The 26,867-nt window shown below is 55.1% G+C and carries 17 protein-coding genes; 14 read left to right on the top strand and 3 right to left on the bottom strand.

The window, feature by feature from the left end; all coding sequences use genetic code 11:
• The first annotated feature begins 66 nt into the window (after window positions 1–66).
• The 8 genes from SV7mr_RS24220 to SV7mr_RS24185 all read left to right on the top strand — a co-directional run bounded on the left by SV7mr_RS24220 (window position 67) and on the right by SV7mr_RS24185 (window position 10,022).
• Complete coding sequence (locus SV7mr_RS24220) at window positions 67–3,219, top strand: DUF5060 domain-containing protein (RefSeq protein WP_419187875.1); 3,153 nt, start codon at window positions 67–69, stop codon at window positions 3,217–3,219.
• 386 nt (window positions 3,220–3,605) lie between these two features.
• The gene (locus SV7mr_RS24215; RefSeq protein ID WP_145277535.1) at window positions 3,606–4,355 is read left to right on the top strand and encodes an RraA family protein; all 750 of its coding nucleotides are present in this window, start codon (window positions 3,606–3,608) and stop codon (window positions 4,353–4,355) included.
• Between the two features lie 137 nt (window positions 4,356–4,492).
• Window positions 4,493–5,104, top strand: a complete 612-nt coding sequence (locus tag SV7mr_RS24210) for a hypothetical protein (RefSeq protein WP_145277533.1) — start codon at window positions 4,493–4,495, stop codon at window positions 5,102–5,104.
• The gene (locus SV7mr_RS24205) at window positions 5,091–5,522 is read left to right on the top strand and encodes a transcriptional regulator (protein ID WP_473163663.1); all 432 of its coding nucleotides are present in this window, start codon (window positions 5,091–5,093) and stop codon (window positions 5,520–5,522) included. Before SV7mr_RS24210 ends, SV7mr_RS24205 begins: the two co-directional genes overlap by 14 nt.
• Before the next feature lie 61 nt (window positions 5,523–5,583).
• Window positions 5,584–6,444, top strand: a complete 861-nt coding sequence (ispH, locus tag SV7mr_RS24200; protein ID WP_145277531.1) for a 4-hydroxy-3-methylbut-2-enyl diphosphate reductase — start codon at window positions 5,584–5,586, stop codon at window positions 6,442–6,444.
• Window positions 6,445–6,687: 243 nt separating this feature from the next.
• Window positions 6,688–8,148 carry an N-acyl-D-amino-acid deacylase family protein gene (locus SV7mr_RS24195; RefSeq protein WP_145277529.1) on the top strand — a complete coding sequence of 487 codons (1,461 nt, stop codon included), beginning with the start codon at window positions 6,688–6,690 and terminating at the stop codon, window positions 8,146–8,148.
• Window positions 8,149–8,157: 9 nt separating this feature from the next.
• Entirely contained in the window at window positions 8,158–8,550 is a 393-nt protein-coding gene (locus SV7mr_RS24190) for a RidA family protein (RefSeq protein ID WP_145277527.1), read from the top strand.
• Window positions 8,547–10,022: a sodium:solute symporter family protein gene (locus SV7mr_RS24185; protein ID WP_145277525.1), complete on the top strand. Its 1,476-nt coding sequence runs from the start codon at window positions 8,547–8,549 to the stop codon at window positions 10,020–10,022. The genes SV7mr_RS24190 and SV7mr_RS24185 overlap by 4 nt, the downstream gene beginning before the upstream one ends.
• 79 nt (window positions 10,023–10,101) lie before the next feature.
• Here SV7mr_RS24185 and SV7mr_RS24180 read toward each other — a convergent pair whose 3' ends face one another.
• Window positions 10,102–10,641: an FKBP-type peptidyl-prolyl cis-trans isomerase gene (locus tag SV7mr_RS24180; protein ID WP_419187874.1), complete on the bottom strand. Its 540-nt coding sequence runs from the start codon at window positions 10,639–10,641 to the stop codon at window positions 10,102–10,104.
• 422 nt (window positions 10,642–11,063) lie between these two features.
• Between SV7mr_RS24180 and SV7mr_RS24175 the strand changes: the two genes are divergently transcribed.
• The 4 genes from SV7mr_RS24175 to SV7mr_RS24160 all read left to right on the top strand — a co-directional run bounded on the left by SV7mr_RS24175 (window position 11,064) and on the right by SV7mr_RS24160 (window position 19,890).
• Window positions 11,064–14,474, top strand: a complete 3,411-nt coding sequence (locus SV7mr_RS24175; protein ID WP_145277522.1) for a PSD1 and planctomycete cytochrome C domain-containing protein — start codon at window positions 11,064–11,066, stop codon at window positions 14,472–14,474.
• Window positions 14,475–14,480: 6 nt separating this feature from the next.
• Window positions 14,481–15,932, top strand: a complete 1,452-nt coding sequence (locus SV7mr_RS24170; RefSeq protein WP_145277520.1) for a DUF1501 domain-containing protein — start codon at window positions 14,481–14,483, stop codon at window positions 15,930–15,932.
• Window positions 15,933–16,099: 167 nt separating this feature from the next.
• The gene (locus tag SV7mr_RS24165; protein WP_419187873.1) at window positions 16,100–17,341 is read left to right on the top strand and encodes a sialidase family protein; all 1,242 of its coding nucleotides are present in this window, start codon (window positions 16,100–16,102) and stop codon (window positions 17,339–17,341) included.
• 173 nt (window positions 17,342–17,514) lie between these two features.
• Entirely contained in the window at window positions 17,515–19,890 is a 2,376-nt protein-coding gene (locus tag SV7mr_RS24160; RefSeq protein ID WP_145277516.1) for an arylsulfatase, read from the top strand.
• Window positions 19,891–20,258: 368 nt separating this feature from the next.
• Here SV7mr_RS24160 and SV7mr_RS24155 read toward each other — a convergent pair whose 3' ends face one another.
• Entirely contained in the window at window positions 20,259–21,698 is a 1,440-nt protein-coding gene (locus SV7mr_RS24155; RefSeq protein WP_145277514.1) for a DUF1501 domain-containing protein, read from the bottom strand.
• A gap of 3 nt (window positions 21,699–21,701) precedes the next feature.
• Complete coding sequence (locus SV7mr_RS24150; RefSeq protein WP_419187872.1) at window positions 21,702–24,395, bottom strand: DUF1553 domain-containing protein; 2,694 nt, start codon at window positions 24,393–24,395, stop codon at window positions 21,702–21,704.
• A 775-nt stretch (window positions 24,396–25,170) separates the two neighbouring features.
• On the opposite strand from SV7mr_RS24150, the gene SV7mr_RS24145 reads away from it, so the two are divergent.
• Both SV7mr_RS24145 and SV7mr_RS24140 read left to right on the top strand, forming a co-directional pair.
• The gene (locus tag SV7mr_RS24145) at window positions 25,171–25,692 is read left to right on the top strand and encodes a hypothetical protein (protein ID WP_145277510.1); all 522 of its coding nucleotides are present in this window, start codon (window positions 25,171–25,173) and stop codon (window positions 25,690–25,692) included.
• A gap of 94 nt (window positions 25,693–25,786) precedes the next feature.
• On the top strand, window positions 25,787–26,797 hold the full coding sequence (locus tag SV7mr_RS24140; protein ID WP_419187871.1) for a WD40/YVTN/BNR-like repeat-containing protein: 1,011 nt from the start codon (window positions 25,787–25,789) through the stop codon (window positions 26,795–26,797).
• The last annotated feature ends 70 nt before the right edge of the window (window positions 26,798–26,867 follow it).

Below are 26,867 nucleotides of genomic sequence, written 5' to 3'. Positions count from 1 at the left end.
CTTCTCCAAAACGAATCATTCCCTCCCTTCGAAGCTCTCACGCAGATTTCAATCTCAGGTAAATCGATGCGAAGCACTCTCTTCCTAACCGGTCTTTTATTGTTCCTTTCCACCGCTGCGGTTGCCCAGCGGCCAATGGCTGACGAATCACTTGTGTTCGCCGAGCAGGATGGAATGGTCTCTGTTGAAGCAGAGCATTTCTTTCAACAAACCAAGGCTGATGTGCGTGCGTTTTATCTGACGCATGCAGGACAGTCACCAGCCGTCACACCGGATGGTGATCCTAGCCACGTCGGTGGAGCCAGTGGTGGTGCTTACCTTGAAATCCTTCCCGACACTCGGCGCTCGCACGGCGACAAGCTGATTCGAAATCAGAACTTTTGTCCCGAAGCCGGCAAGATGGCGGTGCTGAGTTACAAAGTGGAAATCCAAACGCCAGGACGATATTACGTCTGGGTTCGCGCTCATTCAACGAATTCGGAAGACAACGGGTTGCATGTTGGTATCGACGGTCAATGGCCTGCAAGTGGTCAGCGACTCCAATGGTGCGAAGGCAAACGCACTTGGCGATGGGAGAGTAAACAGCGGACCGACAAGCAGCACTGCGGTGAGCCTCATAAAATCTATTTGGACATTAAGCAGCCAGGGGTTCACACGATTTCCTTCTCGATGCGCGAAGACGGCTTCGAGTTTGATAAATGGTTGATGACCACCGACCGCAATTTTCAGCGGCCATCTGGTCCTGGTCCCGATTCGATGGTGAAAGCTGGCAAAGCCCCAGAGGCCTTCCCGTTGGTTGCCGCTGCTGCATCCACACCCGCAGTCGCCACAGCGAAGCGGCCAAAAGCCAGCACTGATGCCGCTGCCAGATTGCTGATGCCGGCAACCCTGTTTGCTAGCGGCAAGGTGACAAACTATTACGTGGATCAAGGTAAGTGGTTGGCTATCAATCCCGATAAGGCCAAGTCCGCTTCGGCCGAACGCACCTTCCCCTACCCAACCGGACGGTATGACGTGGTCTTGCTAGCGGTTGGCGAGAACGATGGCAGGTCAACTTATTCGGTTGCCATTGACGGAAAGATAATCGGCCATCACCAGAGTCCATTGGCGGCACAAACCTATGAAGAGGGACCGAAGTTCAATCACCAATGGAAAGGTATCTTGGTAACCGAGGGGGCGATCGTTGGAGTGAAATCAACGATTGCCAGCGAAGACGGAAAGGAGTTCAGTCGAGCTCGTGTTCGGGCCGTTGCCTTCATTCCAGCCGACGAAGCCACGCTGGCGGCAGCGAAGTCGTCTCTTGATAAACAAGCCCCTCCCACTGCACCGATGGCCAGTGACACCAGTCCGACGACGCCGGTTAGTCAGTTGCCCCTGCAACAACCTCGCCAGGCCGATGGTGATGGGTCGGTGGTCGTCAGCGGTGAGCATCGGGTTTGGCACAAGGTCACGGTCGACCTCGCTGGCCCCTACGCACACGAAAAAGACAACGCGCCCAACCCGTTTACTGATTATCGCATGACGGTTCAGTTTCGGCACACAGATGGCACGCAATACACCGTGCCAGGTTATTTTGCCGCTGATGGCGACGCGGGCAACTCATCTGCAGAGGACGGCACCGTCTGGCGCGCACACTTTGCTCCCGACCGCGCCGGCAAATGGGCATACACCATTCGCTTTCATCGCGGGAAACTTGCCGCGCTCGGTGGGGTGACGTCGCAGTCAATGGACGCTTTCCATGGCAAGCAAGGGACCATCGAAATTGGTGAAACGGATAAACAGGGACGCGACCTTCGGTCTGAGGGGCGGTTGCGATATGTTGGCAAACACTATCTGCGATTTGCTGGCAGCGGTCGGTACTTCTTGAAAGTCGGTGCGGACGCGCCGGAGACGTTGCTCGCATTCAAAGATTTCGACAACACCATTGCCGGTAATCCCAAGAAGGCGCCCGTCAAGAGTTGGCAGCCCCATGTGCAAGATTGGCGCCCCGGTGATCCCACTTGGAAAGGCGGCAAAGGGAAGGGATTGATCGGGGCGGTTAACTACCTGTCCGGCAAAGGATGCAACGCATTCTCGTTCTTAACTTACAACGCCGGTGGCGATGGTGACAACGTTTGGCCCTTCATCCATCGTGACGACAAATTGCACTATGACTGCAGCAAGCTAGACCAGTGGAGCATCGTGTTCGATCACGGCACCGCTCGCGGAATGTACTTGCACTTTAAAATGCAGGAAACAGAAATCGACGATCACACGCGTGGTCACAATGGGAATCAGGGACGGGTTGTTGAAAGCCTGGACGGTGGTCATCTCGGAACGCAGCGCAAACTGTATTGTCGCGAACTGATCGCACGCTTTGGTCATAACTTGGCGCTGAACTGGAATCTGGGTGAAGAAAATACTCAGACAACGGAGCAAGTCAAAGCGATGATTGACTACATCGCCGCCTTGGACACCTATGATCACAACATCGTGATTCACACCTTTCCCGGACAGCAGGATCAAGTGTACGGTCCACTACTCGGCGATGGTTCAAAGCTTACCGGCGCCTCATTGCAAAATAGCAGTTTGCAAACCACACACGCCCAAACAGTGAAGTGGGTGCAAGCATCTGCTACCGCTGGCAAGCCCTGGATTGTGGCTTTTGATGAGTCGGGCTCTGCCAAACACGCGCAGTGTCCCGACCTCGGTTACAACGGCTTTGATGGTCATGACCGTAATGGCCAGGTGGCTCACACCCAGCATGAAGTGCGCAAGCAAACCCTGTGGGGCACGTTGATGGCCGGCGGTGCCGGCAACGAGTATTACTTCGGTTATCAATTTGATCAAAACGACATTGTTTGCGAAGACTGGCGAAGTCGTGACCAAAGCTGGGACTACTGCCGCATCGCCATTCACTTTTTTCACGATCACAAAATCCCGTTCTGGGAAATGAAAAACGCTGATGCACTGGTTGGTAATCCCGATCATGGGATCTCGCGGTTTTGCTTTGCCAAAGCCAATCAGGTTTACCTGGTCTACTTGCCCGAAGGTGGCGAGGCGGCGCTGGATCTAACCGATGCCTCTGGAGAGTTCTCCGTGCATTGGTTCAATCCCAGAACGGGCGGCGAGCTGCGAACAGGGGCGATCAAACGTGTCACTGCCGGGGCGCCGGTGAAATTCTCCGCACCCGATTCAAAGCCCGGCGAAGACTGGCTGGCAGTGATCAGGAAGAACTAACGCGGTGTTCTGGTTGGAAGTGCTTGATGCGTTTCGCTTGGTCCGGTATCAAATCAATGACCCGGTCCCAGCGAAACCGTCGGGCAATCGAAGTGCCAGAAAATCGATCTGCTGCGATCATCTGTTCTCAGGTTTTAGGAACCAAGTTCCCCTTCTGGACGCATCGATCGCTCCCGGGGTGTGAGCGGCTGACGATGCTTGATACGTTGAGATGGTAGCTTCAAGCGTTTCCAGGCACGTGATCAGAGTTTGGGAACGCAAATTCAGCGTTGCGCACTGGAAACAGTTTGACGAACGACACGAAGCTCTATCGGGGACGAAGCCAGAAAGCTGCTTCATAACTCGAGATTTCGAACGCAGTCTCCTTCGACAACCTTCAGTGAATCATGAACAAGTTAAGCCATGCTGACCTGCTGCAGCTCAAGCGTTGGAACACGCCGACGATCTACAACGGATGGGAACAGATTACCAAGCAAGATCCCGCTGCGGATGCGTTTAATCTGGAGGAAACCCACGACTTCATGCCGCAGATGGGACCCATGATTGGTTACGCGGTCACGGTGGTGATTGAACCCAGCAACAAGTCGCATCGACAGAACAAGCCGCAAGCCTGGGAGGAGTATCGGCGTTATGTTGCCAGCGTGCCAGGACCAAAAATTGTCTGTGTTCAGGACCTTGATAAGCCTGGGACGATTGGGTCCTTTTGGGGCGAGGTGAACAGCAACACGCATCGCGCATTAGGATGTGTGGGGACGATTGTGGATGGAGCGATCCGGGATGTTGATGAAATGGCCAACGCCGGATTTAAAGCATTGGCGCGTCGACTCTGTGTCGGTCACGCCCATGTGCAACCGGTCGACTGGGGCTGCTCGGTTGATGTCTTTGGGCGGATGGTTTCCCCCGGCGACTTAATTCACGCCGATAAACATGGCTTTCTGGTCATCGCCCCAGAAGACCAGGACAGCATCTTGGAGGCAGCACGATTCATGGACGCCAACGAATGTGAAACCGTCATCCCCGCCGCGCGAGAGGCAAGTGGTCTGACCACCGATGAATTATTGCAGCAGCTGACCGAAGCCGGTGGGCGCTTTCGCGAAAACACTCGCCAGCGATTCGCCAGCGAAGGCGAATGGTAGCGGCGCTCAACGCGATCATTTGCCTGTCAATGCGTCGACGCGCTCAGTTTGACTGAAGAAACCGCTTGACTCTTGCCGATCCCGCTTGTACTTTGTATTGCAAAGCAATGGATTTGGGGCCCCGGGGCAGCAGAGTCGTGGAATTACGCGAAGCACTTCAGCAAATCTCCGACATTCGCCAGCAGATGGCGCGAAGCGAAGTGTTTCGTGGCTATCGCTCGTTGATCGTTGGCTGTTCGGGACTGCTGGGGGTGTTGGCGGCGTTGTTGCAGCCGGTTTGGGTCCGTTCGCCAGAAGAGGATCTGGGGCGGTATTTGATGCTGTGGGTCGGTGTGGCAGTGATCAACGTGTCGATTGCCGGAGTTGAGCTCTTGGTTCGGGTTCGCGATGTAGGGCCCGGGCATGCTCGCGATCTGACACGTTTAGCAGTCGAACAGTTCTTGCCCTGCCTGGTGGTCGGTGCGTTGTTAACGCTCTGTGTCAGCTTGTTTGCCACTTCAGTGGCTTGGATGCTGCCAGGGTTGTGGTGTTTTATCTTTGGTCTGGGGATCTTCGCTTCGTATCGCTTACTGCCTTCGGCGATCGTTTGGTCGGGGGTTTATTATGTGTTCTGCGGGTGCATTTGTTTGCGTTTTGGCCAAGGTTCGCATGCGTTTTCCCCTTGGTTGATGGGCGTGTCGTTTGGCGGTGGGCAAATGCTGAGCGCGGGGATCTTGTACTGGACATTGGAGCGAAATGATGCCTCGTAAAACAAGTGGTTCCGTCCCCATTGAAGGGGCGGCCAAGGCTGCAGGAGTCGGTCGATTCTCTTACGAAGGGCTTGATCGGGTCATGCACGAGAAAGCTCGCCTGGGGATCCTGGCGTCATTGGCTGCCAACTCTGAAGGCTTGTTGTTCAATGACCTGAAGCAACTCTGTGCATTGACCGATGGCAACCTCAGTCGTCACCTGCGGGTTTTGAGTGAAGCCAATTTGGTTGAGGTTTGGAAGGGCGGCAAAGGCACGCGTCAGCAAACCATGTATCGCCTGACCAGTGACGGACGCGATCGATTCACGCAGTACATCAGCGAACTGGAAAGAGTCGTCGCTGATGCTCAGGTACAGCGTCAAACCGATGGCGAGAAACGCAAAGGTCGTGGCTTGTCTGGCGGTTGGTCCCCCGCCTAGTTTTTTTTGTCTATTTGCTTTGCAGTGCAAAGTCAGGCATTCTGTTCACTGGAAATGAAGCATGAAAATTGTCCGCGCAACCGAAATGGGAATGTGTTTTGGCGTTCGTGATGCGCTACAAATCACCCGCGAGGTCAGCGACCCAACGCAGGTAACCGTCCATGGTGAATTGGTTCACAACCCGGCCGTGATCAATCAATTGAGTGCCGCTGGGTTTGCTCAGGCAGCGGAGGATGATCGGCAGTCGCTGCCTGATCGTCCTGTCGTTCTGATCACCGCACATGGCGTCAGCAATCGCGAGCGCAGCCGATTACAGAATCAGGGCAAGCAGTTAATCGACACCACCTGTCCTCTGGTGCGTCGCGTGCACGATGCTGCGTTCGAACTGGCCAGCCAGGATCGCCATGTCTTGCTGATTGGCAAGTCCGGGCATGTTGAAGTGCTTGGAATCGTTGATGATCTGGAAAGCTACGATGTGATCTCCAGTGCCCAGCAGGTGCAAGCGTACGGTCACCAACGGCTGGGTGTGATCTGTCAGACGACGATGCCAACGGCCGTTGTGGATCAGATTCGGTTGCAGATCGAAACGCTAAATCCAGCGGCGGACATTCGTTTCGTGGACACCGTGTGTCATCCCACCAAGCGCAGGCAGCAGGCCATGCTAGATCTGTTGGGGCGTGTCGATGCGGTGGTTGTCGTCGGTGGCAGAAACTCCAACAACACTCAGCGACTGGTGACGCTTTGCGAGCAACGGAGTGTCCCCGCTCTGCATGTCACGTGTAGCGATGAGATCGACCCTGACTGGTTCAGTGATGTGCAGACCGTTGGATTGACGGCAGGGACTTCTACATTGGATGAAACCATTGATGACGTCGAGCGGCGATTGCAGGAGATTGCCGCTTGCGAGTCGGTCACCGGCTGATCACCGATTCCAGGCTCGCTTACCCGCTGCTCGCTCTCTGGTGTTGCGAGCGTTTAGCCCTCTGGCGTGCTTCTAGCGAGGCTGCGACAATAGCGGGACGTTTCGCCAGCGGGTGTGTCACCGCACCTCTGGCTCGTGGTGGCGAACCGTCATTGGATACGGCGATGGGATTGCTTTTGGGTGTCCCGTTTGTCTGATGCCAGGCACGCCGCGGCATTTTGTGTGACCAAAGGACGTCCCTCTATGGCTGACAATCAACTGGATCTTGTGCTGACTGGTGGGACCGTCATCGACGGCACCAACTCGCCGCCTCAGCGGGCTGATGTTGGTCTCCGTCAAGATCGGATTGTTGCTGTTGGCGACCTGCAGGATGCAGTGGCCAGGGCGACCTGCGATGTCACGGGCAAAACAATCGCCCCTGGCTTCATCGACGTTCACACCCATGATGACAACGCGGTGCTGGCCAAACCGGATTGCTTTCCAAAAATTAGCCAGGGCGTCACTTGTGTGGTCGTTGGCAACTGCGGCATTAGTGCAGCGCCGATGCGGTTGGACCAGCAACCGCCGGAACCGTTGAATCTGTTGGGTCAGCAGGAAGATTTCGTCTTTGAATCCTTTGATCGTTACATTGAGGCCGTGCAAACCACTCAGCCGGCTGTCAATGTTGCAGCGCTGGTGGGGCACACCTCACTGCGTATCAAACACATGAGTGATCTGAGTCGACCGGCCAACGCATCGGAGGCCTCTGCGATGCGCAGGGATCTGGAATCAGCGATGGCCAGCGGAGCGATTGGGCTCAGTACAGGATTGGCCTATGCCAACGCCATGCCTGCACCGACGGACGAAGTGATTGATTTGGCCAGAGTGGCTGCTGAGCATCACGGTCTGTACACAACGCATTTGCGCAGTGAATTCGACGAGATCATTGATGCGTTGGAAGAGTCCTTCTCGATTGGATCCCAAGCTCGCCTGCCGGTGGTCGTTTCGCACCTGAAGTGTGCAGGTCCTCAGAATTGGGGACGCAGCGAGGAAGTGTTGGAAGCCATCGCCGCGACGGCTCACAGCGACCGGGTGCACATGGATTGCTATCCCTATTCGGCGGGGTCCAGCAATTTGGATTTGAAGCAGGTTGATGAGCGCGTCAACATCCTGATCACGCGATCAGAATCGCATCCTGAGCAGTCGCGCCGAATGCTTGCCGAAATCGCCAGTGACTGGGGTGTTTCGCAAATGGACGCTGCCAAGCGTTTGATGCCAGCGGGTGCAGTTTATTTTTCCATTGATGAACAAGACATGCGAAAGATTCTGCGTCATCCGCGGTCGATGATCGGTTCGGACGGGCTTCCGCTTGACCCGCACCCGCATCCCAGGTTGTATGGTACATTTCCGCGTGTCCTGGGCAAGTATGTGCGCGACGAATCATTGCTGCCGCTGACGCAGGCCATTCATAAGATGACGGGGTTACCGGCGTCAGTGTTTGGTTTGGCCGATCGAGGGAGAGTTCAGCCTGGCTGTTTTGCGGATCTGGTCGTTTTCGATGCAGAGCTCATTAACGACGTGGCCACATTCGACGACCCCATTCGACCGGCGGTGGGCATTGATCGCGTTTTGGTCAATGGCTCAGTTGCATTTGCCGATCAGCAGTTGACCGGCGAGAGAACAGGCCGTTATCTGTACGGCAAACAAACCCATTCGACTCTTTAAGGAGATCACATGAGTATCAAACGTTACGGAACATCAAAGCCAGGGGCTGGCGGGCAAACCTTGCCGTTCGCACGGGCCGTCGAAGCCGACGGGTGGTTGTATGTTTCAGGTCAAGTCGCGATGGAAGATGGCGAGATCATCACAGGCGGCATTGTTGCTCAGGCTCGCAAAGCGATTGAAAACATGCTGGCGATCGTCGCCGAGGCTGGCTACACCAAAGAGGACATCGTCCGCTGTGGCGTGTGGCTGGATGATACACGGGACTTTTGGTCGTTCAACAAAGTCTATTCAGAGTACTTTGGTGGCGAGCATGCTCCGGCGCGAGCCTGTGTGCAGTCCATGATGATGGTGGATTGCAAGGTCGAAATTGATTGCGTTTGTTATAGGCAGCCTGCCGAATGAGCCCGACTCTGTTCCTAACCGTCTTTGGTCTGTACGTGACGGCCATGATTGTGATGAGTGTCTGGATCGCGCGCCGTCAGCGTAGTGGTGAGGACTTTCTGCTTGGCAATCGAAGCATCCCTTTGTTTCTCAGTTTCGGCACCACGGTGGCGACGTTGGTTGGCACCGGTTCCACGATCGGCGCGGTCGGTCAGGGATACGGGTATGGATGGCGTGGAGCTATGTATGGGATTGGTGGCGGGATTGGGATGTTGCTGCTGGCGGGTTTGTTTAGCGATGCGCGTCGTCACAACTTCATGACGATGGCCGAAGAGGTTGCGTTTTATTATGGAGCCAACCGATGGATGAAGGGCTTGGTGGCGATTTTCATCTTGTTTGCTTCCATCGGATGGTTGGGCGCGCATATCTTGGGCGGCAGTAAGTACCTGGCTTACATTGGCTTGATGGATCCTTGGCTGGCAAAGCTGGTCTTGGCATCGGGATTCAGTGTCTATGTGATCATTGGCGGGTACGTGGCGGTTGTTTGGACGGACACGATCCAGGCGGTGGTGTTGTTCTTCGGCTTCATTCTGATGGCGTTCTTTGCGGTCAGTGAAGTTGGCGGGTTGTCCGAACTTGGCAGCCTTACTGGGACTCAGCTTGATTTCTTACGAGGTGACAAGCTGTTGCCCTCGATCTCGTTGATGGTCGCCATCGCGATCGGTGTTCTGGGAGTGCCTTCGTTTCGGCAGCGGATTTATTCGGCGGACAGCGTCTCGACGGTACGGAAAACCTTTTACCTGACGACGGTTCTGTATTTTCTGTTTTGCTTTGTTCCAGCGATCATCGGGATCTGTGCCTTTCACCTTAACCCGAACCTGGAGGAGCACGATCATGCGTTCTTGTATATGTCTCGCGATGTGTTGCCGCTGTCGATAGGCTTGGTTGTGTTATTGGCGGGGTTAAGTGCAACCATGTCGTCGGCCAGTTCCGACGCTATCGCCGCCGTCTCGGTTCTGTTGCGGGACATTTACCTGATGTTTACCGGCAAGGTGCCCAGCCCCAAGAGCGTGATTCGTTACACACGCTGGGGACTGGTTGGAATCACGGGAGCAGCTCTGGCTGTTGTTCTGCCGCGTGATGACATCATTGACTACATCAAGGACATGATCGCCTTTGTCCTCAGTGGTCTTGTGGTGGCATCCATCATGGGCAAGTTCTGGCCGCGCGCGACGTGGCAGGGAGGCATTGCTGCCATCTCTGGGGGCGCCGTCTGCACCATTGCCTTTAAGTTCAACCCGGCTTGGGATGCGTTCTGGGGCGGAGCGACAATTCCGTCGGTGATCAGTGCTACTTTGGCCGGCATCGTCGTGAGCTTGGTCACTCCGCCGAACCAGATCAGCGAGGAAGAAGCGCTGCGTCTCCTGCATGATGAGCGACAAGCGATGGAGACGACGCAGGAACAAGTGGTGTCGGAATCAGTCGCTGATTGAGTGACTCTCACGTTGATGACTGCAAGTCCGGGCGAAGTGCCCGGAGCGTGATCAACCGTCGCTTGAACTTCTTGTGATGTTAGTTGACATCGATCAGTTCGACGATGAAATGAAGGTGCGAATGAGGAGGGATCGAGCCTTTGGAGCCGCGCTCTCCGTAGCCTAGCTGAGAGGGGATCCACAGTTCAATCATTCCACCCTCGCCAACAAGTTGTAGCCCTTCTGTCCAACCAGGAATCACTCCGTCCAGCGGAAACGTTGTTGGCTTGTTGCGTTCGTAGGAGCTGTCAAAGACTTTGCCGCTGTTGAGCCAGCCACGGTAGTTCACCGAGACGGTGTTGTTGGCCGTGGGGATCTTGCCGCTGGAATGTCGTAACACTCGGTACCTGAGCCCCGAGTCGGTGGCGGTGAATGCTGGCAAGTCTCCGGCGTCGATGGGGCCGGTGCCCTCTTGGAATTTCGCCTGGTGAACAAAGGTTTGGGTTTCCCACGGCGAGGCCGGTTGCTGGGCGGATGAGAAATCTGCGGCAGCGAGTTCGGAGGCTAAATCCGTGTCGCGTTTCCCTGTCGAGCGACATCCCAAGGACGCAACCATCACGCTGGCTAAACACCACGACATCCAAGTTTTCATTGCCATCATCAAGCTCCTTCTCTGCATCCGGCGATGACTGAATCTTCCCGACGCGGACCGGTGTGGAACGCGCGTGTTGATTCTTCAATGCGCGAGTCTACAAAATCCGAGCCGCCGCCGATAGGCAAGCTTTCTTGCTCGGCCGAGGGCCCTGTTTTCCGCATGATTGGCTCGTTTTCGGCAAGTAAAGCGGACCCAAAACTCCGCTAGATGTCCGGTCCTGGCGGTAGCCTGGGCTGGTCAATCAGGTGGCCCTCGGCGGGATAGAGTGACCCATTGCAGCCCGTGCAGAATGGGCATTCCGTTCCACTCGCCCGGCCTTCTATGCAGTATGATATTCGTTTGGTCACTGACGAATCTGTGTTGTTGGTATCGGCGAGAGCCGTTTGCAACTCAAGGTGAGAGGTTCGATGGGGTTTGCTCGTCTGCTGCGACATTTGAATGTGTGTTCGCTGAACGTGGTCCTTCTGCTGCTGGCAGTCTCTGGGGTGGCGCAGGGGCAGGTTGCGAATGATCAGCGTTCAGCTTACTTTGAAAAATACGTTCGGCCGCTGCTGGTCGATCGCTGCCAAAGCTGTCATGGCTCGAAGAAGCAATGGGCTGAGTTGCGTCTGGATACGGCGGCGGGCCTGCATGACGGTGGCGAAAGCGGACCAGCAATCGTTGCCGGTCAGCCCGAGCAAAGCGAATTGTTGCATCGCGTGAACGAGTCAGATGATGACTTGCGAATGCCACCGCAAGAGTCCGGCCCCAGACTGACACCGGGCGAGGTTGAAGTCCTTTCCCGTTGGATCAAGAGCGGAGCGTTTTGGCCGCAAACCAGCACCCCGGACAGTGCCGAGTCGCTGCGCCGGGCACAACGGCAACATTGGGCGTTCCAGCCTGTTGTTCGACACAATCCGCCCACAGTGAAGCAAGCGCAGTGGTGCCAAAATGAAGTCGATTCGTTCATTCTTGCTAGGCTGGAGACTGCCGGGCTGTCTCACGCATCGGTTGCCGACCGGCGAACGTTGATCCGACGCGCCACGTACGACTTGACCGGTTTGCCACCGACCACCGATGAGGTCAAGGCGTTTGAACAAGACCGTTCCGATGATGCCTATCAGCGGCTGATTGATCGCTTGCTGCGGTCGCCACGCTATGGCGAACAGTGGGGGCGGCATTGGCTTGATGTGGCCAGGTATTCAGACGTCAAGGGTTATGTTTACGGTCGCGAAGAAAGACGCTTCGTGCATGCGTCCTTGTATCGCGACTGGGTGATTCAGGCATTCAATAACGACCTTCCTTACAACCGATTTGTGCTGTTGCAGCTGGCGGCTGATCAAGTGGTCGCGGACGACTCGCCAGATTTGGCTGCGATGGGATACCTCACGCTTGGCCGCCGTTTCTTAGGCGTGACACCGGACATTATCGACGATCGGATTGACGTGGTCGGCCGCGGTCTGCTTGGGCTTTCAATCAGTTGTGCACGTTGCCATGACCATAAGTACGATCCGATTCCCACGGCAGACTACTATTCGCTGTACGGTGTTTTTGAAAACAGCACCGAAGACTTGGTGCCAATCGTGCCAGAACCAGAACAAGCGTCGCCGTCGGTTGAGTTTATTCAGGAGTTGCAACAGCGGAAACAAACGCTTGCTCAGGCAACCGCCGAGCAACGTCAGGTCGCCGGAGAGAGGATTCGGGAAAAGATAGACCGCTATCTGTTGGCGCAGCTTGATCTGGAAAAGTATCCCGCGCTCACGTTCGGACAGCTCCTGCCGCCTGATGCCGTGTTCCCTAGCAACGTTTGGCGTTGGGAGTCATTCCTATCCCACGTCAGACAACAGCATGATCCAGTCTTTCAGCCTTGGATTGCCTTTGCCGATCTAGCGGACGAAGAGTTCTCGAGTCGCGCACAGGGCGTGACGCAGCAACTGGCCAAGCAAGCTGATTCGTTGAATCCTCGTGTTGCCGCGGCATTCAGCGAATCACCAGTGAGTCCCGTCGACGTTGCCAAACGCTATCAGCAAGTCTTCGGCGCCATTGATAAACAGTGGATTAAGCAATGCACTGACGCAGAGTCAGCGGGCGAGCCGGCGCCAACAGCGTTGCCAGATCCTGACGATGAAGCTTTGCGACAAGTTCTTTACGGTTCGGGTTCACCCTGCGTGATCCCCGATGTTCCCATTGTTAACAGCGAGTACTTCTGGGACATCAAGACCACTGAACGGTTGTGGAAGTTACAGAAAGCGGTCGATCAACAGATCCTCAAGTCACCCCATGCAGCACCCCATGCTGTGGTGCTAAACGATCGACCTTCCATCAGCGAACCTCGTGTGTTCCGCCGCGGTGATCCGACCAAGGCCGGAGAGGCGGTTCCCAGGCAGTTTTTAGAGATCCTGGCGGGTTCAAACCGACAGCCGTTTCAATCTGGAAGCGGTCGGCTGGAAATGGCTCGCGCGATCGTTGATCCCAGCAACCCGCTTACCGCGCGGGTCTGGGTGAATCGTGTTTGGAGGCACCATTTCGGCACGGGACTGGTGCCATCACCGAGCGATTTCGGGCTGCGGTCTGATCCGCCTAGCCATCCAGAATTGTTGGATTGGCTGACCAGCGCGTTCATCGCGAACGGTTGGAGTACCAAGTGGCTTCATCGCACGATCATGCTTTCGGCGACCTATCAACAGAGCTCACGATTGCCGAGTGATCAGTCGCTGGTCGCTAAGGTCATGAAACGGGATCCACGCAATCGCTTGCTCTCGCGAATGAATTCACGTCGGCTGACCTACGAGCAGTTTCGTGACACACTGCTGGCGCTCTCTGGCGAATTCGATCTCACAATGGGCGGCCAAAGTGTAGCGATGTTTGGGAGCGGTCAAACCAGTAATCGTCGTTCTGTTTATGGCTGGATCGATCGAGAGTTCTTGCCGCCCGTGTTGCGAGTTTATGACTTCGCGAATCCGGAACTACACACCAGCAAACGCAGTGAGACCACTGCACCGCAGCAAGCTTTGTTTGCAATGAATGGTGATCTGTTGGTTGGACGTGCGCGATCCTTGATCAAGCGAGCCGGTTTTCTCAGGCAGCCCTTGTCAGCTGAACGAGTGCAAAGGCTGTATCAAATCGTCTTCCAACGCGATCCTTCCTCGACGGAGCTTCGCCGAGCGATGGAGTTCTTGCAGCCTGTTGTTGATGATGTTTCAATCGTTCGCAAAGAGGCTGTGCCGTCCGCTTGGTCCTATGGGGTCGGTGAAATTGATCCGGACGCGAGAACGCTTAAGTCGTTTAATGCCCTGCCCCATTTTACGGGAGATGCTTGGCAAGGCGGATCCGCGTGGCCGGATTCAATGCTAGGCTGGGCACAGCTTACGGCCGATGGCGGGCATCCAGGGAATCATCATCAGCACGCGGTGGTGCGACGTTGGACGGCGCCGCGTTCGGGGGTTGTCTCGATCACTTCAGAATTGATCCATGAGCCCGCCCGTGGCAATGGCATCCGCTATTGGGTGCTTTCCAGTCGATCCGGCGTGTTACGGACCGGCTTGATTCACGAATCCAGAAAGCCAGTCCGTGTCGATCGGGTCAAGGTGCAGCTCGGCGAGATGCTTGATTTTATTGTGGATGTGAATGGCCATCTCGGCTACGACCAGTTTCTTTGGGCTCCGGAGATTCGTTTGGTTGATCCGGTGACGCTTGCGGATGACAAGCAACCGTCGCGTTGGCATGCGAGAGATGACTTTACCAGTCAACAGGAGGCCAGGCAGATTGAGTCGCTGGCCTTGTGGGAGCAATTTGCTCAAGTGTTATTGATGTCCAATGAACTAATGTTTGTGGATTGATGAATCATGATGGATGGCAAAAGAAATTCACTGATGATCGATCGCCGCGAGATGCTGCAGCGCTCTGGCGTTGGGTTAGGCATGCTGGGGTTGGCTGGCGTGCTTGCGGATTCCGGAGCGTTGGCGACCGATCCAGCATCTGCTTTGGCAACCGAGCCAAGGTCAGCCTTATCAGCCGGTCAACTGATGAATCCGTTGACTGCGAAGCGTCCACACTTTGCACCTCGGGCAAAGCGTGTCATTCACTTTTTTCTAAACGGTGGTCCATCGCATCTTGATACCTTTGATCCGAAACCAGAGTTACAGAAGATTGCTGGTCAGCCACTGCCTAGCAGTTTACAGACAGAGCGAAAAACGGGCGGTGCATTGCCTTCACCGTTCAAGTTTAAGAAGTACGGTCAAAGCGGCTTGGAAGTTAGCGAGTTGTTTGCGCAAACAGCCACTCATGCCGATGACATCGCTGTGATTCGTTCGATGTACGCTCAGGTTCCCAATCACGAGCCGTCATTGCTGCTGATGAATTGCGGCGATTCGGTTCAGTCGAGACCGAGTGTTGGTTCTTGGCTGCTGTATGGACTGGGAACAGAGAACCAGAACTTGCCGGGGTTCATAGCCATGTGCCCAGGCGGATACCCTGTCAGTGGAGTGGCGAATTGGAAAGCTGGTTTTTTGCCCGGCAGCATGCAGGGCACGTTTATCAATTCGCAGCACCAGCGAGCGGACCAGTTGATCGCAAACATCCGCAGTCCACATGCTAGGGTCGCCACCCAGCGTCGACAGCTTGATCTGTTGCAAGCGAATCATGCAGAGCATCGTCGATCGCGGCACGACCCACGACTCGATGCGCGGATTCAATCCTTCGAGCTCGCCTTTCGAATGCAGACCGAATCGGCGGAGGTCTTTGATACATCGGATGAACCAAAGTACATCAAAGACATGTATGGATCGGGTGTGCATGGCAGGCAGACTTTGTTGGCTCGTCGTTTGCTGGAACGTGGAGTGCGTTACGTTCAGCTTTGGCATGGTGCTGGCCAGCCTTGGGATTCGCATAGCAATGTTGAAGGCAATCATCGCAAACTGGCTGGCCAGATTGATCGCCCAATCGCCGCCTTGCTAACGGATCTCAAGAAACGCGGCATGCTGGATGACACCTTGGTCATTTGGGGCGGCGAGTTTGGACGCACGCCGGTTTCCGAAGGCGGCTCGGGACGCGATCACAATCATTATGGCTTCACCGTCTGGATGGCAGGCGGTGGTATCCGCGGTGGCACCACGTACGGCGCGACAGATGAATTTGGCTTCAAAGCCGTTGAGAACGCAGCGAGCGTCCATGATCTTCACGCCACCATCCTGCACCAGCTTGGTCTGGATCACGAGCAGTTGACCTATCGCTACGCCGGTCGCGACTTTCGATTGACCGACGTTCATGGGCGCGTGATTCGCGACATCCTGGCGTAGCGTCTTGAAATGGGACGGCGCGCGGGACGGCAATGAGTGCCCATTGGAGGTGGTTGAGCGCAGGGACAGAACGCCTGCCATCGGTGTGGTGTAGAATTCACTGCGTCGCCTGCTGTGGTTGGTGTTCGCTGAACTGTCTTGGCCTTGAATCTCCCGAGTATGAAGTGATGAATCGAGTGTTTGCCCTATCGCTGTTCTGTTTCTTTGTCAGTGGCAACGCTTTGCAGGCTCAGGTTATCAAGCCGCCGTTTTCCACCGAAACCACTGTCGCTACCGAAGGATTTGATGGCAAGTTCTGCTGGGTGCATGCGAGAGCGGGGCTCATGCCAGGGAGTGACCCAACGGTTGTGATGACGCTGCAGAAGCTTCAACTCTCGGGGTCGGACGTGTTCTACGCGCTCAACGAGATGCGTAGCTCCGACAACGGTGCGTCTTGGACGACTCCCAAAAAGCTCGCTTCATTCGCTAGAGTTCCCTATGAGTTCGACGGCAACAAAGGCCTGGAAATCACGGTATGCGATTTTAGTCCCAAGTGGCATCAGAAAACCGGGACGCTGCTCGGTACCGGTCAGACAGTGGTCTATGAAAACAATCGCGTTCGCCACGTGCGGCCGAGAGCGACAGCGTATGCCGTTTACGCTCCGAAGGCCACCGCTTGGACAGCATGGCGGACGATTGAAATGCCCGACGAACCGAAGTTCAAGAGCGCTGGTGCGGGCAGCGTTCAACGGCTCGACCTCCCCAACGGTGACATCTTGTTGCCGATCTATTTCAAGGAGATGGGCAAAGCACAGTATGCGACCACTGTGATGCGATGCACCTTTGATGGCCAGACCATGCGCTACCGGGAACATGGTGACGAGCTGACCATTCCGGTCAAGCGTGGCCTCTATGAACCGTCAATCGCCGAGCATGGTGGCCGCTATTTTTTGACCATGCGCAATGACGACCATGGATACGTCTCGGTTAGCGACGTTGGCGATCCGCTTAGATTCTCCACGCCAAAGAAGTGGACGCTTGATGATGGCAGTGAACTCGGCAACTACAACACCCAGCAGCATTGGGTCCACCATCACCAACATGGACTGTGGCTGGTTTATGCACGCAAAGGTGCAGGAAACGATCATGTCTTTCGCCATCGAGCCCCGCTGTTCATTGCCAAGGTTGATCCAGAGGCGCTGCAAATCATTCGCTCCACCGAACAGGTATTAGTGCCGGAACGGGGAGCGAGGCTTGGCAACTTCGGTATCACAAACATCAGTGACAACGAAACCTGGGTGACAGCGGCTGAATGGATGCAGGGGCCGGGGCCGAATCACAGCGATCCCAAGCCGCTGGTCGCTCGGGGAGCCAATAATCGAATCTGGGTCGCCAAACTGAAATGGTTCACGCCAAGGTCCAGCCGCTGATTTCATGATCGGAGGCGATTGTTTTCAACTCACGCTCCGATGCTTGTCCTGCTTTCCGGCAGCATTTTCCGGCGTGGCCTAGTCGTTGCTGTATAATCGGACCGCCTCATCGTAAAGGTGCAGCGAAACCGTCCAGTCTGCAGAACCTTATCTTAATGAACCAGGGAACTTTGATGCCCAATACATTCTCCAGGCAATTCATACTTGGTGTGTTGTTCACATGTCTCATTGGCAGTGTCGCCATCGCGGAAGACACGCTTGATCGGACCCATTTACCGATTCAGGAACCACCTCGGCCCAAGTTCAACGAGCTTGATGTTCGTAACGTCAAAGAAACGCCGCCATTCTTTGAAGTCAAGGCACCTGCGAAGGCTCCCAATGTTGTGATCGTGTTGATCGATGACATTGGCTTTGGCGGCCCCAGCGCGTTTGGCGGACCGATTCAAACACCAACACTTGATCAACTGGCAAAAGCTGGATTGGTTTACAACAACTTTCATACGACGGCATTGTGCTCGCCGACTCGGATGGCGCTAAAGTGCGGTCGCAATCATCACACGGCCAACACTGGCTCGATCATGGAAAGCTCAACAGGTTTTCCAGGCAACACTGGACAGGTTCCCAATAGTGTGGCGCCCTTGGCGGAGATGCTGCGGCTTAACGGTTATTGCACCGGAGCATTCGGTAAATGGCACGAGACAGCTGCCTGGGAAACAAGTGTGTCAGGTCCGTTCGATCGTTGGCCGACCCGACAAGGCTTTGACAAGTTTTATGGATTTATCGGCGGTGAGACTGACCAGTGGTATCCGCTGATCTATGACAACTTGACTCGGGTCACCCCGCCAGAGAGAGAGGGTTATCACTTCACGGTTGACATGACGGATAAAGCGATTGGCTGGATGAAAGCACAGCAATCCATTACACCCGACAAACCGTTTTTCATGTACTACGCGACCGGTGCTGTTCACGCACCGCATCACGTTCCACGCGAATGGGCGGACAAATATAAAGGCAAGTTTGACAAGGGCTGGGACAAGGTTCGCGAAGAAACGATCGCGCGGCAGAAAAGCATGAACGTCATCCCTGCTGACACCGCCTTGGCACCCAAGCCTGAAGACATCAAGGATTGGGATCAACTGTCCGACGATGAGCATCGCTTGTTCGCACGACAAGCGGAGGTGTTCGCCGGTTTTCTTGAGCAGACAGACCACGAAGTCGGTCGTCTTGTTGAGGCCATTGACGACATTGGGGAAATGGACAACACGCTGTTCATCTACATCGCCGGTGACAATGGAACCAGTGCCGAAGGTGGATTCGTTGGCATGTACAACGAAATGACTTACTTTAATAACGTGACCGAAAAGGTTGAAGACTTGCTGCCCTTGATCGACGAATGGGGCGGACCCGAGACGTTCCCACACATGGCTGCTGGTTGGGCCGTTGCATTTGATACTCCGTTTTCATGGACCAAGCAAGTTGCCTCCGACTTTGGTGGCACTCGCAACGGAATGGTGATTCACTGGCCAAATGGGATTCAACAGGACCTCGGTTTGCGAAGCCAGTTCGGGCATGTGATTGACATCGCACCGACGGTTCTCGAAGCCGCTGGGTTGCCGGAACCCAAAAGCGTTAATGGGACGCCGCAGATACCGATCGAGGGAACGAGTTTGCTGTACACGTTCAACGATCCCCGCGCCAAAGAACGCCATACCACCCAGTACTTCGAAATGTTTGGCAACCGTGCGATTTATCACGACGGTTGGTTCGCTCGGACCCTGCACCGGGCGCCATGGGAGGCGGTTGATATGCCGCCCTTGGAAACCGATGTTTGGGATCTGTACCATGTGAAAAGTGATTTCAGCTTGACCAGGAACCTGGCCAAGGAAAATCCTGAAAAGCTTGCGGAACTGCAGGCACTGTTCATGAGCGAGGCCAAGAAGTACAACGCCTTACCCATCGACGATCGCGTGATTGCACGGATGAACCCAGCCATTGCCGGACGCCCTGAGATTCTAGGTGACCGAACCTCGTTGACGCTTTACGACGGCATGGACGGGATGCTTGAAAACACGTTCATGAATGTCAAGAATCGTTCGAAGAAGATTACTGCCGAACTGAAAATTCCCGAAGGTGGCGCCGAAGGTGTGATTCTGACACAGGGTGGTAAGTTCGGTGGCTGGTGTCTGTATATGAAGTCAGGAAAGCCTGTGTATACCTACAACTATCTGGGCCTGGAACGCTTTACCGTTGCCGCTGATGCTGAGGTTCCCGCCGGGGACGCCGTCGTGGTTCTTGATTTTGCCTACGATGGCAAGACCACCGACGAGATTGGCAAGGGGGGCGATGTCACTATTTCTGTCAACGGCAAGGAGGTCGCCCAAGGTCGTGTGGAGAAGACACAGCCTTTGATTTTCTCTGCCGATGAAACCGCTGATGTGGGGCTCGACAACCAAACTCCCGTCGCCGAGGATCTTGGCGTGGGGCGAGTGAAAACACGGTTCACCGGCAAGATCAAAAAGGTCACGCTGGATGTCAAGGATCCAGGCTGATTCCTTTCGTTAGGCTGATTCGTTCAGTCAGGTTTGCTCCAGCCAGCCTGACTGCTTGCAGCGTCCTAATCGTGCCGCCAGCTTCATGGTCGCTCGGCCACGGTGGCTTGCTGGAAAGAGGGATGCTCATCGACACTGATCGACCACATCATGGATGTTGTTGATTCGCACTGATGAGTCCCCCGCTCTTCTTTCGCTCTCTTGCTGAGTGTTGGAGATCGACCCCGTGACCGATGACTTGTGGATCAACGTCACACACGCCTATCCGGTGGTCCTGTTTGGTCTGTTTCCAGCAAGCAAACCACTGTGGCTGACGCCAAAGTGGATCATGTGAACTCGGCGTCCGGTGGGGCGTCTGTCATGGTTTGTTAGCTGAGTAATTCGGAGACGATTCGGGCTTTGCTGTTCAGGATCAAGCGTTGTTCGTTGCCGTTTCGGGGGAAGGTCAAGCGTTCTGAATCGAGACCAAACAAGTGCAGCAAGGTGGCATGGTAGTCGTAATGATTGACGACATCCTTGATCGCGTTGTGGCCAAATTCGTCCGTTTCGCCGTGGGTATAACCGGCCTTGAATCCGCCCCCGGCGACCCACATCGTGAAGCCGTAAGTGTTGTGATCGCGGCCAACCGTTTTGCGATCGGTCTTGCCGCCAGCTCGATTCTGAATCACCGGCAGTCGCCCCATTTCGCCTCCCCAGTGCACGATGGTGGAATCCAGTAAGCCGCGTTGTTTGAGATCTTTAACCAAAGCCGCAGCGGGTTGGTCCACGTACTTGCAGGCGGCAGGGAGTTTGGTCGCCAAGTGATTGTGATGATCCCAAGTTTGGTTCCCGGTGTACAAGTTAACAAAGCGAACACCGCGTTCGACGAGCCGTCGCGCCAGCAAGCAGCGCGTGCCGAAATCCTTTGTCTCTTTGTTGTGAATGCCGTACATCTCCAGTGTTGCTTGGCTTTCATCACTGAAGTCCAAGACGTCTTTGGCCTCCGACTGCATGCGGGCAGCGAGTTCAAAACTTTGAATCCTGGCGTCCAATTCATTTTCACCCGGGCGATTGGCAAGGTGACTTTGATTTAGATTTTGGACGAAGCTTAGGTAGCGTTCTTGTGCCTCCCCTCGCAGTGACATCGGGGCATCCAGATTCAAGATTCGCGGCTCAGTGGGCCGAACGACGGTGCCTTGATAGATCGATGGCAACCAGCCGTTGGTGAAATTTCCGACGCCCAGAACCGGTAAGCCGCGCGGATCGGTCAAGGCTACAAAGGCTGGTAGATTCTGGTTTTCCGTCCCCAGTCCGTAGGTGAGCCAACTGCCCAGCGAAGGCCGTCCATTCAAGATGCTGCCGTTGTTAAGTGCATTGATCGATTGGCCATGGTTGTTGACGCCGGTATGCATCGAGCGGATCATCGTGATCTCATCGGCGATCGATGCCATGTGTGGCACGAGTTCACTGAAGTCCATGCCGCATTGGCCGTGCTTTTGGAACTTCCACTGAGCCTTCATGACCTCTTTGGTTGCTCCGGCAGCGTCATCGTATTTGACTTGGCCTGGAAAGTCTTTGCCATCCAAGTCATCGAGCGCTGGCTTGGGATCAAAGAGATCAATTTGACTGGGGCCTCCCTGCATCACCATCGAGATCATCGCCGTTGCCCGCGGCGGGTGATGCGGCGGCTTCGGCTTGTTGTCAAAGCGTCCGGTCTTGCCGGCGATCTTCGGATTGGCAAGTGACTCTCGGTCGTCCATCAGTGTTGCCAACGCCACCAGTCCGGCGCCGTAACTGCTTTGCAAGAAATGTCGTCGTGAGTGACTCATGGTTCAATCGATGTAGAGGAATTCGTTGGTGCTTAGGAGAGCATGACAAAACGCGGCGAGTGCCAAGGCTTGTGCGGAGGCATTCTCCTTTTCAGCCGGACCCGATTCGTTTTCGAATTTGGCTGGGTTGTCTTTGTAGTACTGCTGTTGTGCGTTGATGAAGTTTTTGGAATTGGCGATTTCCGTTTCGCTTGCCTTGCGACCGTAGCACAGTTCAAACGCCGTCCGAATCTGAGAGTCCTGATCGGGAGGCCCAGTGTTTTGTAATCGCTGCGCGAAGTGTCTGGCGTGAGCTCGCATGCCAGAGTTGTTCATCATGAGGAGACTCTGCGGACTGACGGTTGTTTCAGGCCGCGAGATGCAGTTGGGGTCCGTCATGCTGGGAGCGTCAAATGTCGTCAATAGGTCCAGCGGGCGACTGCGGCGAACCTGCACATAGATGCTGCGGCGATACTCTTCGCCATGGAGTGGAATGTACTTTCCCGTTTGTCGTCCCGCGCTATCGGTCGTGTCGTTGCCGACGACGATTGAACCATCTGTCGTCGGCATCACAGGGATCGGCGGCCCGAAGGGTTTGCGATTCAGCTTTCCGGTCACGGCCAGCAACGCATCTCGCAGCGCTTCGGCTTCTAGTCGCCGAGTCTTTTGGCGGCTAAGCAATTGATTGTCGGGATCGATCTGATCACCTCGCTTCGATCGCTTGGAGGACTGCTGCCAGGTTTGGCTGGTCAGGATCAAGCGATGAAGCGCTTTTAAGCTCCAGCCCGATTCCATGAATTCAGTGGCCAGCCAATCCAGTAATTCGGGATGCGAGGGACGTTCACCTAAGACGCCGAAGTCGCCGGCTGAGGAGACCAGTCCGCGTCCAAAGTGATGCTTCCAAACTCGGTTCACGATCACTCGGGCCAGCAACGGATGCCTGCCATCGGTCACTGATCGTGCAAACGCTAGTCGCCGACCGGTCGTCGGCACTGCATCACTAAATTCAGCCAGTTCTGTCGATCGCCAGCTTGCCAGCACGGATAAGTCACTGGGCAAAACCTTTTCCTTCGGTGCCTCTGGGTTGCCACGGAAAAAGACATGAGTGGTCACAACAGCTTTCGGATCGTTGGCTAACTCTGTGAACGCGTGGACGAATTCTTCAGTTGGTTTGGTGTCACGGATGGCCTGGGCGCGAGCGGCAATTTCCTTGAGCGTTGCCGCATGCTTGGTTTTGTAGGTGCTGTCATACAGATACAGACTCGAAGCGCTGAGTTTGTTGATGCTGGGATGCTCTGAAAGCAACTTCGTCTGTTCTTTCGTGCGTTGCTTGGCGTTGGAGTTGTAGGCGACACGCAGGTCGTCTCGAATGGCTTCATCGCGTTTCGCGAGTTCCTTTTCCAGCACTTCAGCGATGAACTGTTTCTGTTGAGCGTTGCGTTCCGCGTCGATCTTCTTGGCTTCCTTTTCAATGTTTGCCGCTTGTTCGGCTTGCTGCTTGGTCTGCAAGGAAACCAAGCGATTCTTGGGAACACGCCAACGGGGCACATCGAACCCCGGATCGAAAATCGCCCGCAGGCTGTAGTAGTCTGCCTGAGTGATCGGATCATAGCGGTGATTGTGGCATTGGGCGCATTCAATGGTCATGCCGTACAGCGTCGTGCTGATGATTTTGATCGTGTCGGCGACGCATTGATTGCGTGTGGTGATGTTGTTTTGGCTAACGGAACCATCGGGCGCCATGCGTAGAAAGCCAGTGGCGGTCAGCAATTCAGCATACCGCGCGCGATCTTGTTCCTCTGGTGAATTCGCATGCATGCCCAGCGAAGCCGCGATCTCATCACCGGCAAGCTGTTCGCGTATGAACTGGTCGTAGGGCTTGTCGTTGTTTAACGATCGAATCACATAGTCGCGATATCTCCAGGCATGTTCGCGAACGACATCTTTCTCGTCGAACCCGTTTGAATCCGCATAGCCAGCGATGTCCAGCCAGTGTCGGGCCCAGCGCTCACCGTACGCTGGCGAGTTCAACAATCGTTCTAGCAAGGATCGGTATGCGGACTCGGGAGCGTCTTTCGACTGTTCGGTAAAGGCAGTGATCTCGTCTGGCGTTGGCGGTAAACCCGTCAAATCAAATTGCAGGCGGCGGATCAGCGTTCGAGCATCGGCAGCGGGTGAAAAGGTCAGGCCTGACTGCTGCAGCGACCGAGCGATGAATCGATCGATTGGATTCGTTGAATCGGTCAGTTCATTGGCTGCAGGCACCTGGGGCGCGGCAATGGGTTGCAATGACCACCAGTTGCGTTCTTCTTCGGTGAAGGCGTCCAGTTCGGCGACCGTTTCTGGCTCGCTGCGCGCCGTCGGTGCGCCTTGCTGAATCCATTTAGCAATCAAGTCAATTTCCTGATCCGGCAGCTTGTCTTTGCCCTCGGGCATCTGGCCCGATCGCAAGACCTCGATCAACAAACTGTTTTCTGGATCGCCCGGTATGATGGCCGCACCGGAGTCACCGCCTTGAGCAAGAAAACGCCGGAGTCGTAAATCAAGGCCCGCGCTGACCTCTTCCTCCTCACCGTGACAATGAAAACAGTGCTGTTTCAGTATCGGGCGGATCTGTTTTTCAAAAACGATTTTGCTGTCTTGATCAGCAACGGCCAGCGAACCTGTCAGCAGCCAAACGGTCGCCAATGCGAGTTGGGAGATGAGTATTGGTTTCATAACAATGGGCTGACCGATCATCCGAGCCATCGGGCGCGGTCAACGAAATCTACTTTGGGTGAATGAACCGAACGAACGACGTCGAAATGTCTTTGACGACCGTGCTTGACATCGCGGTCAAGTCGCCTTGAAGCGGATCACGAGGGGTGAACAGGTGACTGACGCATCTCGTTTTCAGTGGAAAGAGGCAACGGATTGCGGCTGTTTTTCCCGTTGAATGACGCCGATTTGACTCCGCAAGCAAGCCGGCAGCGCTTCGTCCGCCGACCGAGTCGATGGTTTGCTGGAGCAACTGTCGGCGTGAGAACATGAGTAACGTCGCGAGGTAGCGGGTGGCGGGGCGGCTCCGTTTAAAGAAGCGAGTTCTTTTGAGACCAGGAGGGTGGTCAAGAGCACGTGTGACTATTGTACCCAAATCTCTCGGTGCGTATGGCTCGGGGCTTGGCCGCCCTGGAGGCCCAAGAAATGGCAAACCCAAGTCGATTTCGCGTCTCAACGCCTCGCGAGCGAACGATCACTTGGCAGCGAATCTGGATTCGCGTGCCCAGCGGTGGGGCACGCTTCGCTCAGGTCCATGTTTGCCAAGTGCCTAGCGATGAAAGGAAAAGTGACGCAGGAAAGACATCCGCACGGTTGTCGTGTCAACTATACTTTGGACATCCTTCGATCCCTTTCCTTTAAATCAAAGGTCAATGACAGGTGCTCGGGCTCTTTTATGGAATCAGAGGCGATCGATCGAGACTCAGTGTCGCGCCAGCTGAAAAAAGTTTGCGGCATGTCTGCGTTCACGATCACTGAAGCACTGTTTTCTGTCGTTGTGATCTCGATTTTGGAACAGGGTTCCGATTCCGAGCGAATCCAGATGGATCGTGATTTGCGCCAACAGGTCGACAGCGGTGTGACGGCGTTGCAAATTTTGACGGACTTGTGTCCGTCTGAACCCAATCATCGGATTCGTCTTAAGGACGGAAAACCTCATGTCGCTCCTCAGACCTATGGCGTGAATTTTGGCACTTGGTTGGGTGATGACCCAAGAATGGAGGCAATCGGTGACGGTGCGATGGTCGTCAATGGTGGTTTAGCGACGACCTTTACGCCCAACGATCAAGTGCTTGATCGCCATGCTGGCGGGAACTGGGGCATTGAATTCAGTTCTCAGCAGGAAGGCAAGAGCGATCAACGAGCGACTGATGCCGGGATGACCTCACGCAGCGATCAGTCAAGGGCTGTTCACGTTGCGTGGAGGGACGGTTCTGTCCGTGCTATTTCAGAGTCCATTAAAAGACCGATCTGGTGAACACTGGGGACGCAAAGCGGCAGCGAGATCATCACAAGATTCTAAAGTTACCAACCGTACCCATTGAAACGGGATGCCAGAGGCGAGACGATCAATGAGAGATTATATGTTTAGGTTTACAGTGGCTTGCTTGGTCACCAGTTGGGCGGTTGCGACGTTTGCTCAAGGACCCCAAAGACCGCAACCGATTCCCCGTGTAGCGGCTCCTGCGAAGCAACAGCCCAATACCGATGCCATGATCTGGCGTTTCATAGGTCCCATGATGGGCAATCGCGGTTCTGCCGTGATCGGACATCCAATCAACAAAAATGTCTTTTACTTTGGTGCCTCTGGCGGCCTCTGGAAAACCATTGACGCAGGTCTGACCTGGATGCCACTGGGTGATGGTCAGTTTCAAAGCAGTTCGGTGGGCGCAGTTGCGATCGCTCCAAGTAACCCAGACATCATGTACGTCGGGATGGGCGAACCTCAGATGCGGAACAACGTCAGCTGGGGCGATGGGGTCTACAGGTCAGACGACGGCGGCGAAACCTGGACGCATTTGGGACTGGAGGAGTCGCATCATATCTCCCAAGTTCGCATCCATCCGACGAATCCTGACATCGTTTACGTTGGCGTTTATGGGCATGCCTTCGGTCCCAATCCGGAACGCGGAGTGTATCGCACAACAGATGGTGGCAAGAGTTGGAAACGAGTGCTCTTCAAAAGTGACCAGGCAGGCGTGATTGACTTGGTCATGAATCCGGCCAACCCTCAGGAACTGTATGCCGCGATTTGGGAGTTTGAACGCAAGGCGTGGGGCCCGAAAACGGGAGGGCCCGATAGCGGGCTTTGGAAAACAACCGATGGAGGCGAAACGTGGACCGAATTTACCTACGCGGAAGGATTACCCGAGGGCGGTCGCGGGCGCCAGGGGTTAACGATGTCGGCAGCCGATCCAAATCGCCTTTACGCGCTAATTGATTCGGAGACCAAGCCAGGCCTGTACCGCTCCGATGACCGAGCTCAAACGTGGAGTCTGGTCAGCGACTTTTTCCAAATCATTGGTCGGCCCTTTTACTACACACACATCTATGCCAACCCGTCCAACGCCGATCAGCTCTGAAGCCCCAACAATCGCATTTTCTCTTCCCAAGACGCTGGCAAAAACTGGACGGTGGAGCCAGGCATTAAGG

Source organism: Stieleria bergensis (genome assembly GCA_007745635.1).
GTDB lineage: Bacteria > Planctomycetota > Planctomycetia > Pirellulales > Pirellulaceae > Stieleria > Stieleria bergensis.
The sequence above is the reverse complement of the archived record's forward strand: the minus strand, read 5'-3'. Positions and strand labels throughout refer to the sequence as shown.

Bases quoted from the DNA above. Each gene is read 5' to 3' on its own strand.
- SV7mr_RS24220 (WP_419187875.1), top strand. From the start codon at position 67: ATGCGAAGCACTCTCTTCCTAACCGGTCTTTTATTGTTCCTTTCCACC.
- SV7mr_RS24215 (WP_145277535.1), top strand. From the start codon at position 3,606: ATGAACAAGTTAAGCCATGCTGACCTGCTGCAGCTCAAGCGTTGGAAC.
- SV7mr_RS24205 (WP_473163663.1), top strand. From the start codon at position 5,091: ATGATGCCTCGTAAAACAAGTGGTTCCGTCCCCATTGAAGGGGCGGCC.
- ispH (WP_145277531.1), top strand. From the start codon at position 5,584: ATGAAAATTGTCCGCGCAACCGAAATGGGAATGTGTTTTGGCGTTCGT.
- SV7mr_RS24195 (WP_145277529.1), top strand. From the start codon at position 6,688: ATGGCTGACAATCAACTGGATCTTGTGCTGACTGGTGGGACCGTCATC.
- SV7mr_RS24190 (WP_145277527.1), top strand. From the start codon at position 8,158: ATGAGTATCAAACGTTACGGAACATCAAAGCCAGGGGCTGGCGGGCAA.
- SV7mr_RS24185 (WP_145277525.1), top strand. From the start codon at position 8,547: ATGAGCCCGACTCTGTTCCTAACCGTCTTTGGTCTGTACGTGACGGCC.
- SV7mr_RS24180 (WP_419187874.1), bottom strand. From the start codon at position 10,641: ATGTCGTGGTGTTTAGCCAGCGTGATGGTTGCGTCCTTGGGATGTCGC.
- SV7mr_RS24175 (WP_145277522.1), top strand. From the start codon at position 11,064: ATGGGGTTTGCTCGTCTGCTGCGACATTTGAATGTGTGTTCGCTGAAC.
- SV7mr_RS24170 (WP_145277520.1), top strand. From the start codon at position 14,481: ATGATGGATGGCAAAAGAAATTCACTGATGATCGATCGCCGCGAGATG.
- SV7mr_RS24165 (WP_419187873.1), top strand. From the start codon at position 16,100: ATGAATCGAGTGTTTGCCCTATCGCTGTTCTGTTTCTTTGTCAGTGGC.
- SV7mr_RS24160 (WP_145277516.1), top strand. From the start codon at position 17,515: ATGCCCAATACATTCTCCAGGCAATTCATACTTGGTGTGTTGTTCACA.
- SV7mr_RS24155 (WP_145277514.1), bottom strand. From the start codon at position 21,698: ATGAGTCACTCACGACGACATTTCTTGCAAAGCAGTTACGGCGCCGGA.
- SV7mr_RS24150 (WP_419187872.1), bottom strand. From the start codon at position 24,395: ATGAAACCAATACTCATCTCCCAACTCGCATTGGCGACCGTTTGGCTG.
- SV7mr_RS24145 (WP_145277510.1), top strand. From the start codon at position 25,171: ATGTCTGCGTTCACGATCACTGAAGCACTGTTTTCTGTCGTTGTGATC.
- SV7mr_RS24140 (WP_419187871.1), top strand. From the start codon at position 25,787: ATGAGAGATTATATGTTTAGGTTTACAGTGGCTTGCTTGGTCACCAGT.